10 protein-coding genes and 1 tRNA gene are annotated in these 14,689 nt (G+C 67.1%); 6 read left to right on the top strand and 5 right to left on the bottom strand.

The window, feature by feature from the left end:
- Nucleotides 1–71: 71 nt before the first annotated feature.
- From VGC77_RS10815 to VGC77_RS10805, 3 genes are all read right to left on the bottom strand, one after another.
- A complete protein-coding gene (locus VGC77_RS10815) occupies nt 72–350 on the bottom strand; it encodes a GlsB/YeaQ/YmgE family stress response membrane protein (RefSeq protein ID WP_331171567.1) in 279 nt (92 codons plus the stop codon).
- A gap of 53 nt (nt 351–403) precedes the next feature.
- Entirely contained in the window at nt 404–985 is a 582-nt protein-coding gene (locus VGC77_RS10810; protein ID WP_331171566.1) for a YidB family protein, read from the bottom strand.
- A gap of 141 nt (nt 986–1,126) precedes the next feature.
- Nucleotides 1,127–2,452, bottom strand: a complete 1,326-nt coding sequence (locus tag VGC77_RS10805) for a TadE/TadG family type IV pilus assembly protein (protein WP_331171565.1) — start codon at nt 2,450–2,452, stop codon at nt 1,127–1,129.
- Between the two features lie 183 nt (nt 2,453–2,635).
- On the opposite strand from VGC77_RS10805, the gene VGC77_RS10800 reads away from it, so the two are divergent.
- The 3 genes from VGC77_RS10800 to bchO all read left to right on the top strand — a co-directional run bounded on the left by VGC77_RS10800 (nt 2,636) and on the right by bchO (nt 6,743).
- Nucleotides 2,636–2,712 (top strand) — tRNA-Arg (locus VGC77_RS10800).
- Between the two features lie 963 nt (nt 2,713–3,675).
- Nucleotides 3,676–5,730, top strand: coding sequence for a c-type cytochrome (locus VGC77_RS10795; RefSeq protein ID WP_331171564.1), 2,055 nt, complete (start codon nt 3,676–3,678; stop codon nt 5,728–5,730).
- A gap of 53 nt (nt 5,731–5,783) precedes the next feature.
- On the top strand, nt 5,784–6,743 hold the full coding sequence (gene bchO / locus VGC77_RS10790; RefSeq protein ID WP_331171563.1) for an alpha/beta fold hydrolase BchO: 960 nt from the start codon (nt 5,784–5,786) through the stop codon (nt 6,741–6,743).
- Nucleotides 6,744–6,920: 177 nt separating this feature from the next.
- Here bchO and VGC77_RS10785 read toward each other — a convergent pair whose 3' ends face one another.
- Complete coding sequence (locus VGC77_RS10785; protein WP_331171562.1) at nt 6,921–9,689, bottom strand: PAS domain S-box protein; 2,769 nt, start codon at nt 9,687–9,689, stop codon at nt 6,921–6,923.
- 524 nt (nt 9,690–10,213) lie between these two features.
- On the bottom strand, nt 10,214–10,999 hold the full coding sequence (locus VGC77_RS10780) for an SDR family oxidoreductase (RefSeq protein WP_331171561.1): 786 nt from the start codon (nt 10,997–10,999) through the stop codon (nt 10,214–10,216).
- A gap of 320 nt (nt 11,000–11,319) precedes the next feature.
- On the opposite strand from VGC77_RS10780, the gene VGC77_RS10775 reads away from it, so the two are divergent.
- From VGC77_RS10775 to VGC77_RS10765, 3 genes are all read left to right on the top strand, one after another.
- The gene (locus VGC77_RS10775; protein ID WP_331171560.1) at nt 11,320–12,123 is read left to right on the top strand and encodes an enoyl-CoA hydratase/isomerase family protein; all 804 of its coding nucleotides are present in this window, start codon (nt 11,320–11,322) and stop codon (nt 12,121–12,123) included.
- 147 nt (nt 12,124–12,270) lie between these two features.
- On the top strand, nt 12,271–12,999 hold the full coding sequence (locus tag VGC77_RS10770) for a thermonuclease family protein (protein ID WP_331171559.1): 729 nt from the start codon (nt 12,271–12,273) through the stop codon (nt 12,997–12,999).
- Between the two features lie 161 nt (nt 13,000–13,160).
- Nucleotides 13,161–14,648 carry a M48 family metalloprotease gene (locus VGC77_RS10765; RefSeq protein WP_331171558.1) on the top strand — a complete coding sequence of 496 codons (1,488 nt, stop codon included), beginning with the start codon at nt 13,161–13,163 and terminating at the stop codon, nt 14,646–14,648.
- The last annotated feature ends 41 nt before the right edge of the window (nt 14,649–14,689 follow it).

Raw genomic sequence — 14,689 nt, 5'->3', positions numbered from 1 at the left:
TCGCGTGAAGAAAACGCGCCAAAATGAGAATCTAGAGCTCCGGTTCTGATTCGATCAGAACCGGAATAACTCTAGCGCCCGCCGGGATCGGAGATCATGCGCCGCGCCACCAGCCTGTTCCAGATGAACAGCACCAGCAGCGCGCCGATCGTGGCGGTGATGAAACCGGCGCCCTGGTTCGGGCCGTAATGCCCGATCGCCTGACCGATGAAGGTGGCGAGGAAGGCGCCGCCGATGCCGAGCACGGTGGTCAGAATGAAGCCGCTGAGATTGTTCGGGCCGGGCGAAATCAGCCGGGCGATGATGCCGGCGACGAAGCCGACCAAGATGATGTAGAGAATGCCGCTCATGGCAGCCGTCCTTTCCTGAACACGACGATGTCAATGAACTTCCAGCGCGGCGATTAGATCCAGCGCGAGGCTTCCTCATCGGTCGGCAGCCGTCCGTCCGGCGTCAGTTGATCGACCACCTGCGGCAGATGCTGGCTCAGCCCGGACAACAAATCCTCGCGCGACAGCCCGGTCTGCGAGGTCAGCGTATTGATCTGGTCGGCTCCCAGCGCGGTCGCCAGATCGTTGGGGGAAATCTGCCGGTTGGGTCCGGGGCTGACCCAGGAATTGGCGGTATCGCCGTGGCCGCTTTGCTGGAATTGCCGCAGCAGATCGCCAAGACCGCCGCTGAGAATGCCGCCCGCGGCGCCGCCGGCGAGCAACCCGCCAAGGCCGCCCTTCAACAGATCGCCGAGACCGCCGCCGCCGCTGCCGGGAAGCCCGGCATTCACCGTATTGCCGGCCGGCGGCACCGAGGTCCGCGTGGGGGCCGGCTGCGGCGCCTGCTGATCGTTGCCGCCAATGTGTTTCACCGCCTTGTAGGCCAACAGTGCCAGGATCGCCATGGTGATCGGCGACATGCCGCCCTTGGCCTGCGGGTCCGAAGGCCCGCGCGGGCCATTCTGCATACCGTTGAGTACGTCGAGCAAACCCATCGCAACCTCCCTGTCGGCATCAGCCGACAACCGACATAGCGACGCGGTATGACGTTTACAAGGCGAGCGCCGCCGCGGTTTGACCGCCGATTGTGCAGCCGCGTTGTCGCTGTGCAGCAGATCATCTGCCGGCGATATCGATCAGCTGCTGATCCGCGCGTCAGAGACCGCCTTCTTGAAGATCGCATTCATGGCGTCGGCGATGCCGTCGGTCGGGCTGACCTCGAAGTAGAAGCCCGGCGAGGCGCAGGCCTTCATGTTGTTGGCGATTTCGCTGTTCGGCGAGGGGCCATAGGGGCCGACGTTGAACGGCGCGATCCAGCTATTGTACCAGGCGTTGGTCGGCAGCGCGAGGTAGGTGGTGTACAGCACCGCGACCTTGACGCCGCGGCCGGTCAGCGCCTTGCACAGCTTCGGATCAAGCGGCGACTGGCAGCGCCCGCCGGTGGTCGCTTTCAGGCAGCCGCCCGGATTGTATTCGTCGGCGACGCCATCCGACACGAACAGCAGATATTTTTGCGGCGCATCCGAGGTGCCGGGTCCCGGCGTCGTGATCTCCTTGTCGACCGCCGGCAGCAGCTTCGAATAGCTGGTGTCCTGGTCGTTATTGTCGTTCTGTCCGCTGACGGTCATCAGATCGATGGCGCCGGCGGCGGTCTTGGCACTGCTGAGACTCGACGACAGCGAGAACAGCCGGCGCAGGCCGGCGGACTGCGCCGAGGCGCCGAAATCGTAGATCGCCATCCGATACTGGCTGGCGTAGGTCGCGGTGCCCGCCGCGGTGTCCATCAATTGCTGGGTGGCGTCGCGCAGCACGTCGATCCGGGTGGTGACTTTGAGCGACTTGGCGAGATTGTAGTAGTTGTTCTTGTCGTTGAGGTCGTGACAGGCGAAGGCGCATTTGTCCGCGGTCTTGTCGACCATCTTGGCGACGTCGGTCGGCGTGGCGCCGACGCCCATCGATGGCGAATTGTCGAGCAAGAGATAGAAATCGATATAGACCGGCATGCTGGAGGTCGACACCGAGGTCCCGCCGATCGCCAGCCTGGTCTTGCCGATGATCGCCATGAAGCTGGTCTCCACCGTGGCGGAGAACGTCACCGTCGCGGTCAAGGTCGCGCCGGATTTATTGACCGCGGCATTGAGCGCGTTCAGCGTGTAGCCGGACTGGTTGGCCATGTTGCCGTTGAAGATACTTGTGGCGTCGGTTTGGCCGACGGCGATCAGGCCGTCGCCGGTCATCGCGCCGGCGGCGACAAAGGCCGGCGAGGCCTTCGACACCGAGCCGACGCTGGCGGCATCAGCCGCGGATTGCATCTTGCTGCGGATTTGCGAGGCCCGGGCGTAATCGACCGCGCAGCCGATAGCCAGCAGCACCGGCACCAGCGTGATGGCGAACAAGATGGCGATATTGCCGTGTCGGTCTCGGCGGAAAGCGCCGAGCAGCGCAAAAAAACGGTGTGTCATGCCACGACGCCCGCGTTTCCCAATCCGCGGACGATAGGGCTGGTCGGCTAAATAAACCTTAAAGTGGATGCGAAAACCCCGCAGTCCGGCGGCTGCGGGGTTTGTCGCCGACGGCGCCCGGCCGGGGTGGCGATCCGGCGGCGGCTCTGATATGGAGATTTCATGCCCGGCAGCCGGGCGTTCGGTCCCGTAGCTCAGCCGGATAGAGCGGCGGTTTCCTAAACCGTAGGTCGGATGTTCGAGTCATCCCGGGATCGCCAAATTTTCCGCACACGCTGCAACGCCGCCGCGCGAAGGCGCCGGGCCGCGATCGGCCGCCGCGGCGCTGGTTCGCGATCGCTGGGCCTGGCTGGCTTTAAGCGTGTCAATCCGCCGATGCATCGCGACCGCGCAGCCCGCGGCGCACGGCGTTGGCGACTTCCTGCGCCGCACCGCCGAGCAGGATGATCAGGAAGTTGGCGAAATGAGACATCTTCATCGCGTTTCTCCATGGGCCGCAGAGTTCTAGATTGTTATTTTGACGCGTCTCTTCGCGAACCGGGTCTTCACGCGAACCGGGATCCACTTCGCTCGAAACGCTCTCGCTCGAAAACGCTTTAGCCGAGCGAACTCGTATCGACCGCCATCGGCACAGCGCTGCCGCGCTTCGCTGTCGTCTCGTCTCATCATTGGCTTTGCGTCGTCACCACGTATTTGTCCTGGGTGACTTTGCACTGCGGCGCTGCACTAAGCGGCGCTGCCAAGACGAAGACTGAGGCCGTCTGACGTACTGGTGATTCGAACCCGCATGCAAGCGTTCTGTTCCGGCCGATCCGCTTAGTTAGTTCGGCAGCGCCGTTGTCTCGCGAGACTGACACCCCGGGTGTCAAGCAGCATGATCAGCTTTGCCGAAGCTGTCATTCGCGCGTGGCGTCGAGCGCCGACGAAATGTCCAATCCACGTAGCAAGCCTTGGCGTTGTCCACAGCGTCACCAGCAAGTGAACGCGTCGCGCGGATTATCGATCGCCTGCGCTTTGGCTGCTGCTAGTCTCCGTGTGCAACATATTAGTACCGCCCAGGAGAAGAATTGCCGCGCCGCGCCGGCCAGCAGGGAACTCTCCTGGCTCGACCACATTTGCAATTGAGCTGATTGCCTTTGACGCAGCTCGCGTCCGCACATGTCACTCGCGCCTTCGCAGCAACGACAAGCGGTCGCCAACCGGGTGGCGCGGAACGAGCAACTATGACGACTGTGAAAACCGTCCCGTCGCCGAAGCTTCGCGTCGCGGGATGGATGCCGCGGTCGCTGTTGTGGTGGAGCGTGGTCGCCTTGACTGTGTATCTTGCGCTGGATGTGGCGCGTTCGCTGATCGCGCATTTCGGTTACACCGCGCCGGTGTCGACCTGGCAGCCGGATCCGGCGCAGTACCGCGACGTCGAATGGCCGCCCACCGCGATGGTGCCGCCCGGCGCCTCCAACGGGCAACGCGTCTACCTCGAGAACTGCGCGATCTGTCACGGTCCGGACGGCCGCGGCAACGGCGCCGCGGCGCCGTCGATGAGCCCGCGGCCGCGCGATCTCACTACCGCCGGATACAAGTACAAGAGCACGCCGCAGGGCGCGGCGCCGACCACCGCGGATCTGCGCAAGGTGGTGGCGGATGGACTTACGGCCAGCGCGATGCCGTTTTTCCGCGACATGCTGACCGCGGCGGAGATCGACGACGTGGTCGGATACGTCGAAGCGTTGCGCAGCGTGCCGGCGCGGCGGGCGGCGCCGCTGCTGGTGCCGCGGCGGCCGCCGGTGACGTCGGCCAACGTGGCGCATGGCGAAGGGCTGTATCGCGCGCAGGGTTGCGCGACCTGCCACGGCGCCGAGCTGGGCGGCGGCGCGGTGCTGACCGATGCCTACGGTCAGCCGGTCACCAGCCGCGACCTCACCGCGCCGTGGAGCTTTCGCGGCGGCGCGCGGCCGCAGGACGTGTTTCTGCGTCTCACCACCGGGCTCGGGGCGTCGCCGATGCCGTCGTTCGCCGATCTGCCGGCGGCGGATCGCTGGGACCTCGTGGCGTTCCTGGAATCGCGGGCGCGCGCCGTGCCCGGCGAGCCCGGCGGCGTGCTCGGCGGTCCCGGCCAGTCGCAGGACGCGCTCAGCCGCGGCCGCTATCTGGTGCGCGCCGGGATGTGCGGGCTGTGCCACACCGAGGTCAGCGCCAAGGGGATCTATCGCGACGAGCACTATCTCGCCGGCGGCACCCGGGTCGGCGCGCATCCGCAGGGCGTGTTCGTCAGCCGCAACCTGACCTCCGATCCGGACACCGGGCTTGGCCGCTGGAGCGAACAGCAGATCGTGCGGGCGATCCGCGACGGCCGCACCGACGACGGCCGGCTGTTGAACGTGTTCAGCATGCCCTGGGTGTTTCTGCACAACATCTCGCAGACCGACGCCACCGCGATCGCGCGCTACCTGAAGACGCTGCCGGCGGTGCACAACCAGATTCCGCCGCCGCTGCATTTCGGCGCGATCGAGACCTTCTTCAGCAAGCTGTGGGCGAGCGACCTGTTTCTCGGCCGGCCGCCCGCGATTACCTACGCCACCGGCAGCTTCGCCAATCTCAAAGGCCCCGACCTCGCCCGCCTCCAGGGCACCCTGATCGCGGCGCAGTGGATGGTGCTGGCGCTGTGGGTGGCGCTGTTGTCCTGGCTGGTGCCGCTGCAACGCTGGGCGCCGCTCGGACGCCGCAGCTGGACCGGGGTGCTCGGCTGTAGTTTCGGGTTGGTGATCTACTCGACCCCGATCCTCGGTGTGCTGCCCGCCGAGCTATTGTCGCAGCAGGCGCTCGGCGCGGTACCGCGGCCGGATCTGTCGGCGCTGCCGGCGGAGCGCGCCGCCTTGGTCGAGCGCGGCCGCTATCTGTTCACCAATGCGTCCTGCGTGTTCTGCCATCAGCCGAACGGCGGCGGCGGGCTGAAACTCAGCGGGCTGCCCGGCACGCTGTTCACCGCCAACATCTCCTCGGACCCCGACGCCGGCATCGGCCGCTGGTCCGACGCCGAGATCGGCCGCGCGATCCGCAGCGGCGTCAGCCGCAACGGCCGGCCGCTATATTGGCAGGGCATGCCCTGGGATCACTTTTCCAATCTCGACGAGGAAGACGTGATGGCGCTCACCGCCTATCTGCGGCTGCTGCCGCCGGTGCCGGAGAAGGTCGAGGCCTATCGTCCGCCCGCCGCCGGCGACTGCGCGATCTACACCGCCTGGACCAGCCCCAACAATGCCAGCGAGGGCTGCCGATGAGCCAGCCGCAGCGCCCCGAGGTTTCAAATTGTCATCCGCAGGAGAACGACGTCATGCGCCCGATCCCAACCGAGCTGCCCGCGGCCGCGCCGCGTCGCGCCGAGCTGCATGCGAAGCCGCGATGGGACCATGAGGGGCGCGACTGGCCGAACCGGGAGTCGAGCCGCTTCGTACAGGCCGCGGGGTTGCGCTGGCACGTGCAGCAGATGGGCCGCGGCCCGTTGCTGCTGCTGGTGCACGGCACCGGCGCTGCGACGCATTCGTGGCGGGCGCTGGCGCCGTTATTGGCGGAGCATTTCACCGTGGTGGCGCCAGATCTGCCCGGCCACGGCTTTACCGAGACGCCGCCCGCCAAGCGGCTCAGCCTCGACGGCATGGCCGAGGACCTCGCCGGGTTGTTGCGGGTGCTCGATCTCGCGCCGGTGCTGGTGGCCGGGCATTCCGCGGGCGCCGCGGTGCTGGCGCGGATGTGCCTCGACGGCGCGATCGCGCCTGACGGGCTGTTCGGCCTCAACGGCGCGATGCTGCCGATCGGTGGTCTCGCCGGACGGCTGATGACGCCGTTCGCGCAATTGCTGGCGGGCAGCCGCGTGGTGCCGCGGCTGTTCGCGCGCTTCGCCTCGAGCGACAGTTTCGTCGAGCGGATGATCGCCGACACCGGCTCGGTGCTCGATCCCGCCGGCATCGAGTTCTATCGCCGGCTGACCTGCAGCCCGGGCCACGTCGCCTCGGCGCTGCGCATGATGGGAAACTGGAAGCTGCGGCCGCTGGCAGCCGAGCTGCCGCGGCTGTTGACCCGGCTGGTGCTGGTGAGCGGCGGCAACGACAAGACCATCGCGCCGCATGACGCCGCGCGGGTGCACGCCCTGGTGCCGGGCTCGCGGGTGGTGACGATGCCCGGCCTCGGCCATCTCGCCCATGAGGAACGGCCGCACGAGGTCAGCGACTTGATCATCGAATTCGCCCGCCACGGCGGGCTGCTGCCGCCGCTGCTCGCCGGGGCGGCGGAGTAGAGATTCTATATCATTCCGAGGCGCGAGGTCGTCAGAACGAGCGAACCCGGACTCTCGCTCCGCCCGCGGGAGGAGTGTGGCGAGATTCCGGGTTCTCTCGCAGCGGGCGCTGCTCGAGCCCCGGAATGACGGCTCAATTCGGGTTGGATGCTTCGATCCAAACCGAACTGCGTGACATCACGCCATCGTGGAGCGACGCTCGGAGATGGCGCGGCGCAGCGTGCGCGACAGCCCTTCGACCGAATACGGCTTCTGAATCAGTTCGAAGCCGCGATGGGCGTTTTCCGCGAGCACCGTGCTGTAGCCGCTGGTCAGCACCACCGGCAGGCCGGGATAGCGCTCGCGGATCAGCGTCGCCAGTTCGACGCCGTTCATGCCCGGCATGATGACGTCGGAAAACACCAGGTCGAAGGCGAACTCGTCCTCGGCAATTGCCGCCAGCGCGTCGACGGCGTTGCCGACCCAGCGGATGGCGTAGCCGAGATCCTCCAGCAGTTCGGTGGAAAACCGCCCGACATCCTCGTTGTCTTCCACCACCAGCACGCGATGGCCGCGGCCGCTCGCGGTGGCCTCGGTGCGGACCGCGACGACGTCGGCGAGCTCGGCGGGGATCTCGGCCTGCGGCAGGTAGATGGTGAAGGTCGATCCGGCGCCCGGGGTACTGATGACTTCGATTTCGCCGCCAGACTGCTTAGCGAAGCCGAACGCCTGGCTGAGCCCGAGGCCGGTGCCCTTGCCGACCTCCTTGGTGGTGTAGAACGGCTCGAAGATGGCTTCGAGCCGATCGGCGGGGATGCCCGATCCGGTATCGGTCACCGCCACCGCGATGAAGCTGCCGTTGCAGCCGGGATGGCCGCGCAGCGCCGGAATGGCCTGGACCTTGACCACGTCGAAGGTCAGGTTGCCCTCGCCGTCCATCGCGTCGCGGCCGTTGACGGCGAGATTGACCAGCGCGGTTTCGAACTGCGCCACGTCGGCCATCGCAAAGCAGTCCGGACAGTTCACATTGACCGCGATCTGGATGCGACTGCCGACCAAGGGGCGGATCAGTTGTGCGATGCTCTCGACCTGGGTGCCGACATTGAACACCTGCGGCGTCAGCGGTTGCCGCCGCGCAAACGCCAGCAATTGCCCGGTCAGCGTCGAGGCGCGGTCGACGGTCTCGGAGATCGCGTCGATGTAGCGCCGGCGCCGCTCCTCCGGCAGGTCGCGCCGGCGCAGGAAGTCGGTGGCCGAGCGGATGATGGTCAACAGGTTGTTGAAGTCGTGCGCCACGCCGCCGGTGAGCTGGCCCACCGCCTCCATCTTCTGCGACTGCCGCAACGCCTCCTCGCTGCGGCGGCGCTCGGTGATGTCGACCGCCTCCGGCAGCACCGCCGAGACCCGGCCATGTTCGTCCAAGATCGGCCGCATCGCGAAATCGAAGAACCGCTCGCCGATCGGCAGATGCAGCAGCAATTCGGTCCGCACCGTCTGGCCTTTGCGCGCCGCGGCGAAGGCGCTGCGCACGCAGTCGCGCATCCCCGCGGTGCCGGTGAACCACGGCGAATCCCAGAACGGGGTGCCGAGCACATCGGCGACGCCGGCGCGGATGCCGGCCAGGGCGGTGGCGTTGGCATGGACGATGTTGCCGTTCAGATCGAGCAGGCCCTGATATTGATTGCTGGTCTCGAACATGGCGCGCATCTGCGCCTCGTTGGCCTGCAATTGCGCGGTGCGTTCGCGGATCCGTTGTTCCAGCGTTTCGTTGAGCCGCCGCAGCTCGGTCTCGGCCTCCTTGGAGGCGGTGATGTCATGCGCCACGCCGATGAAGCCGATGTGCTTGCCGGTCGGGTCCCAACGCGGCTGCGATTCCGAGCGCATCCAGCGCCACGGCCCGTCGGCGCGGCGATAGCGCGCCTCCAGCACGAACGGCTTCAGCGAGGCTTCGCCGGCGATCTGCTCGCGCAGGATGCGCGGCAGATCGTCCGGATGCAGCACGTTGCGCCAGTCGAACGCCAATGCGGCGTCGTAGTCGAGGCCGAGAAAATCCAGATAGGCCTGGTTGGCGAAGGCGCGCTTGCCGTCGAGCCGGCTGACCCACATCGGCACCGGGGCGCTGTTGGCGATCAGCCGGAAGCGCTCCTCGCTCTCGCGCAGCGTTTCCTTGGCCAGCGTGCGATCGGTGATGTCGATGTGTGCGCCGACCAGCCGCTCGGCACGGCCGTCCGGGCCGCGCTCGATCTGGGCTTCCGCGGCGATCCAGCGGATCTGACCGTCGTTCGGCCGGATGATGCGATATTCGGCGGAATAGCGCTCGGCGCTGCCCTCGATCGCCTCGAGCAAGCCGCGCAGCGCGCGGTCGCGATCCTGTGGATGCAGCCGGCGAAGCCAATCCTCGTGGCCGTCGGGCGCATCACGCGCCAGCCCGTGGATCGCCCGATATTCCGCCGAGCGCCGTTCGTTGCGAAAGCCGTGACGCAGATCGACCACCACGGCGCCGATCTTGGCGATATGCTGCACCCGCGTCAGTTCGTGTTCGCGCTCGCGCAGCGCGCCCGTCGCATTGTGCCGCTCGATCAGCAGCGCGACGGTCCGCGCCGCCAGCGCCGCCAGCTCCAGTTGAGCGGTGTTGGGCGGCCGCAGCCCAATATGGCTCACCACCAGCGAGCCGATCGCGGCGCCGCCCTCGCCGATGATCGCGCTCGTGCAGAACGCGTGTGGCCGCGCCACCTCGGCGCCGTCTTTCGCCAATGGACAGCTTTCCGGGACCAGCCCGACCAGCAAAAGCTTGCTCGCCGGGTCGGCGAGGCCGAGGCTGCAACAGAAGCCCGAGCCGAACAGCGGCTCGACACCGCGCAGCAGATCGCGCAACGCCTGCTGCAGCGGCGTGCCGGCTTCGAGACCCGCAAGCACGCCGCGCTCGATATCCAGAAAGGCTAAGATCTTGCTGTCCGACGGCGCCATTCCGATCTGGTCCTCTCGGGGAGCGAGCTCGCACGGTAGCACAGATCGCCGGTTCCCAGAGCTATTCCGGTTCTGATGGAATCAGAACCAGGAGCCCTGGATTGTTATTTTGACGCGTTTTCTTCACGCGAACCGGGAGCCACTTCGCTCGAAAACGCTATAAAGGCCGCAAGCCGGGCCGCCGGTCAACGCCCGGGCGCCGCCCGGGCCTGCCGCGAGGGCACCTGACGTCGCGGATGGTTGAGGTCGGATGAAGGCGGACCTGCGGAAAATGCAGCACCGCGGCGCGCGCCCGACCGCGGTTCCCGCAGCGGCATTCACAGCATCATTGCGAGGAGCTGTTGCGACGAAGCAAATCCAGGGCTCCACGCGCAGCCCCTGGATTGCTTCGCTGTCGGTCGGCGCACCGCGCCGCCCTCGGCTCGCAAGCAATGACGAACTCATGCGCCGGATTTCGTGGCGGTCGTCGGATTCGTTGGGATCGTCAGAACTGAGACGGTGAGATCGCCGCGCTCGCGGCGAGCTCAATTCACCAGATGCAGCCCGGCGTCCATCCGGACTAATTCGCCGGTCATGTTGCAGGACTGCGGCGTGGCCAGAAAGCACACCAGCGCCGCGACGTCCTGCGCGGTTGAGGCCACCTTCAGCGGCACCTTTGCCGTGACCATGTCGCGCACCTGTTGCGCGGCGGCGGCGCCGCGGCCCTTGGTGAACCAGGGCGTATCGATATAGCCCGGACACACCGTGTTGACGCGGATCAGCGGCGCCAAAGCGCGGGCCAGCGACAGCGTCATCGAATTCAGCGCGCCCTTGCTGGCGACATAGGCGACCGACGAACCGATGCCGCTGAGGCCGGCCACCGAGGACACGTTGACCACCGCCGCCGGCGTCCCGGACGCTTTAGCCGAGGCCTCCAGCAAGGCCCGCGCCGCGCGGATCATCTGGAACGGCCCGATGGTATTCACCGCATAGAGCCGCTGAAAATCCTCCGCCGACAGCCCGTCGAGATTGTCGTGTGAGACGTGCTTGGTGGTCCCGGCGTTGTTGATCAGCGCGTCGAGCCGGCCCCAGGGCGCGGCCGCAGCCACGATCTTCCTGCAATCCTCATCGCGCGCCACGTCGCCCTGCACCACCACGACCTCGGCGGCGCCGGCGGCGCGGCAGGCTTCGGCGGTGGCTTCGGCGGCGCCCTGGCTCGACGCGTAGTTGATGACGAGGCGCGCGCCGGCTTTCGCCAGGATGCCCGCCGTCGCCGCACCGAGGCCCGAGGCCGAGCCCGTCACGATCACATTCAACCCGTCGCTCGACATCTGTGCTCCCGCGTTACGCGCTCGGCTAACCGCGAGCGCGTCCCATCCTACCGCGGCCCATCGCCGGAGCAAGTTTGCCAAACTCCGCGACGCGGAAAAACCGACTGTCTGTTGTCGCAGCGCCGTATTCCACTGCGAAGCGGCGCGGTGCGCGGTGCCGATGTCTTGAACTACACCGGCTTGACGAACGCCGCGGTTTCCCGACCAAACTGGTACTACAACTGACGCGACCAAAGCACCTACCGGAGGTTTAAGCGGAATCATCGCGGCGCCCGCTACTCGTTCGATGCGGCCGTGATTCGAGAGCAAGCGAGGACATCATGACCAGCTATGCAGACATCGGCGTCGAAAAAGCCGGCCACGTCACCATCATCGAATTGCAGCGGCCGCCGTTGAACTACTTCGACATCTCGTTGATCGACCAGATCGCCGACGCGCTGACCGAGATCGACCACGATCCCTACGCCCGCGCCGTGGTGCTGGCGGCGCAGGGCAAGGCGTTCTGCGCCGGCGCGAATTTCGGCGATCCGTCGCGCACCCCGATCGATGCCAGCGAGCAGTCCGACCCGGCCTCGGGGCTCGGCAAGATCGGCCACCTCTACATCGAGGCGGTGCGGATTTTCCGCAACAAGAAGCCGATCGTCGCCGCGGTGCACGCCGCCGCGATCGGCGGCGGGCTCGGCCTGGCGCTGGCGGCGGATTTTCGCGTCACCTGTCCGGAGGCGCGGTTCTCCGCCAACTTCACCAAGCTCGGTTTTCATCCCGGCTTCGGACTGACGGTGACGTTGCCGGAACTGATCGGCCGCAACAATGCCGAGCTGATGTTCTACACCAGCCGCCGCGTCACCGGCGAGGAGGCCTACGCCTTGGGGCTGGCCAATATGCTGGTGCCCCACGACGAATTGCGCGGCGCGGCGCTGAAGCTGGCGCGCGAGATCGCCGAATGCTCGCCGCTCGGACTGTTGTCGACCAGGGCGACAATGCGTGCAGGTCTCGCCGAACGGGTGCTGGCGGCGACCCATCACGAACTCGCCGAGCAGACCAGGCTGTGCGCCACCGAGGATTTCCGCGAAGGCGTGCGCGCCACCGAGGAGCGGCGGCTGGCGCATTTCAAGGGGCGCTGAGGATCGGGCGATGCCGAGCCGAGGACTCCCGGGGGACGAATCGATCGCCGCGTCGCGCGGTCGGCGTCTTGATACTCCGAAAGGGACAACGGGCGGGTGATGAGCGCGGGTCGTCAGCTCTGTTGGGTGTTGCCACTGGTTTGCCGCATGTTTTTCGGGGCGGATTTTGCGCTGGCCGAAGGCTGCCGGTTGCCGCCGCAGGGCGAGGGCCGCGTCGCCGCGGTGATCGACGCCCGCAGCTTGCGGCTGCAGGACGGCCGCGACGTGCGGCTGTCCGGCATCGAGGTTTTTCCGGAGCGGCGGCAGCACGCCGTCGCGGCCCTCACCGCGTTGATCGCGCAGCGCGATATCACGCTGCACGGCGACAGCGATTCGCCCGATCGTTACGGCCGGCAGCCGGCCCTGGTGTTTCGCGAGGGCGAGGCGGTTTCGCTGCAGGCGCAATTACTTGCGGCCGGCGAAGCGGTCAGCGCCGGCGATATCGCCGATCCGGACTGCCGCACTGAGCTCAGCCTCGCCGAGGCGCAGGCCCGCCGCGCGAGGCGCGGGCTATGGGCGGAACCCGCCGCCATAAAAAACGCGGAAAATCCGGGCGATATCTTGTCCGGCGTGGGGCGTTTCGCACTGGTCGAGGGCCGGGTGCTGTCGGTCCGCGACGCTGGGGCAATGATCTATCTGAATTTCGGGCAGCGCTGGACACGCGACTTTGCCGTGACTATTTCAAGGCGCATGGCGGCCGCTTTGGAGACGCTGGGGACACCGCCTAAGTCGTTCGAGGGGCGACGAATTCTGGTCCGCGGCTGGGTCGAGAAGCGGCGCGGGCCGCGGATCGAGATGATCGGGGCGGGACAAATCCAGCTGCGCGACGACGGCTAGCGGGTGGTTCAGGCGTGGGTTTGCGTTTCGCGATTGGCCGACACCTTGTCCAAGCCGATGCCGCGAGGACTCTAAGATCTGCTGAGGTCGGATCGGCTCCGAAACTCGCGCGGTGCGGGCCTCTGGGCTCAACGACGAAAGCTGCCGGAGAAAGAGACGACGTGACGGCTGTGCGACAGCGCAAAACAGGCTTGAGCCGCGGCCTTTGGGCTGCGTCGGCCGTGCTGTGCGCTGGGCTGCTGCTCAGCGGCTGCGGCGATGCCGGCCGCTTCCAGACGGCGACGCTGCAGCCGAGCAGCCCCGCCAAACCGCCGCGGCCGGCCCAGCCAAATCCGGCCGCGGAGCGCGAGCACGAGCGCATCCTGTCGTCTTATGGCGGCGCCTATGACGACCCCAAGCTGGAAGCTCTGATCACCAAGACGGTGGAGCGGCTGGTGGCGGCGTCGGATCGCCCGGACCTGTCCTACAAGGTGACGATCCTGAATTCCGGCGCGGTCAACGCCTTCGCGCTGCCGACCGGCCAGCTCTACGTCACCCGCGGCCTGATCGCGCTGGCCAGCGACACCTCGGAATTGTCGTCGGTGCTGTCGCACGAGATGGCGCATGTGTTGGCCAAGCACGCCTCGATCCGCGAGGACCAAGCGCGGCAGGCCGCGATCGTCACCCGCGTCGTCACCGACATGGGCAACGATCCCGACCTCACCGCGCTGGCGCTGGCCAAGACCAAGCTGACGATGGCGAGCTTCTCGCGGGCGCAGGAATTCGAGGCCGACGGCATCGGCGTCGGGATTTCGGCGCGGGCGCAATTCGATCCCTATGGCGCGGCGCGGTTTCTCACCGCGATGGAGCGCAACGCCGCGCTGAAGGCGAGCCGCGCCGCGGCCGACCCGCGCTCGCAGGACTTTCTGTCGTCGCATCCGGCGACGCCGGAGCGGGTGCAGAACGCGCAGGCCAATGCCCGGCAATATTCCTCGCCCGACGGCGGCGAGCGCGACCGCGAGAGCTATCTCGCCACCATCGACGGCATGGTCTATGGCGAGGATCCCAGCGAGGGCTTCGTGCGCGGCCGCCGCTTCCTGCATCCCAAGCTCGGCTTCACCTTCACTGCGCCGGAGGCGTTCACGCTCGACAACACCGCGCAGGCGGTGATCGGGGTACGCGAGGGCGGCAACCAGGCGATGCGCTTCGACGTGGTGCGGGTCGCCTCCGAGCAGACGCTGGCGGACTATCTCAATTCCGGCTGGATGGAGAATGTCGAGAAGGCCTCGACCGAGGAGATGACCATCAACGGACTGCCGGCGGCGGCGGCGACCGCGCATGGCGATCAGTGGCAATTCCGGGTCTATGCGCTACGGTTCGGCAGCGACGTCTACCGCTTCATCTTCGCCGCCAAGCAGAAGACCACCGAGAGCGAACGCAACGCGCGGGAGACGGTGGGCTCGTTCCGCCGGCTGACGCTGGAAGAAATCCAGGCGGCGCGGCCGCTGCGCATCAAGATCATCACCGCACAGCCCGGCGACACCGTGGAATCGCTGTCGCACCGGATGTCCGGCGTCGACAAGCCGGTGGAGCGATTTCGCGTACTCAACGGCCTCGACGCCCATGCCGAGGTCAAGGTGCGCGACCGCGTCAAGATCGTGGTGGATTGAGCGGTTCGACACCGCCACCGACGCAGCAAACAACGACGCAC

It is taken from the genome of Rhodopseudomonas sp. (assembly GCF_036404135.1).
Lineage (GTDB): Bacteria > Pseudomonadota > Alphaproteobacteria > Rhizobiales > Xanthobacteraceae > Rhodopseudomonas_A.
Note: the sequence above shows the minus strand (reverse complement) of the source record. Positions and strands in the feature narration are given on the sequence as shown.

Bases quoted from the DNA above. Each gene is read 5' to 3' on its own strand.
- VGC77_RS10815 (WP_331171567.1), bottom strand. From the start codon at position 350: ATGAGCGGCATTCTCTACATCATCTTGGTCGGCTTCGTCGCCGGCATC.
- VGC77_RS10810 (WP_331171566.1), bottom strand. From the start codon at position 985: ATGGGTTTGCTCGACGTACTCAACGGTATGCAGAATGGCCCGCGCGGG.
- VGC77_RS10805 (WP_331171565.1), bottom strand. From the start codon at position 2,452: ATGACACACCGTTTTTTTGCGCTGCTCGGCGCTTTCCGCCGAGACCGA.
- VGC77_RS10795 (WP_331171564.1), top strand. From the start codon at position 3,676: ATGACGACTGTGAAAACCGTCCCGTCGCCGAAGCTTCGCGTCGCGGGA.
- bchO (WP_331171563.1), top strand. From the start codon at position 5,784: ATGCGCCCGATCCCAACCGAGCTGCCCGCGGCCGCGCCGCGTCGCGCC.
- VGC77_RS10785 (WP_331171562.1), bottom strand. From the start codon at position 9,689: ATGGCGCCGTCGGACAGCAAGATCTTAGCCTTTCTGGATATCGAGCGC.
- VGC77_RS10780 (WP_331171561.1), bottom strand. From the start codon at position 10,999: ATGTCGAGCGACGGGTTGAATGTGATCGTGACGGGCTCGGCCTCGGGC.
- VGC77_RS10775 (WP_331171560.1), top strand. From the start codon at position 11,320: ATGACCAGCTATGCAGACATCGGCGTCGAAAAAGCCGGCCACGTCACC.
- VGC77_RS10770 (WP_331171559.1), top strand. From the start codon at position 12,271: ATGTTTTTCGGGGCGGATTTTGCGCTGGCCGAAGGCTGCCGGTTGCCG.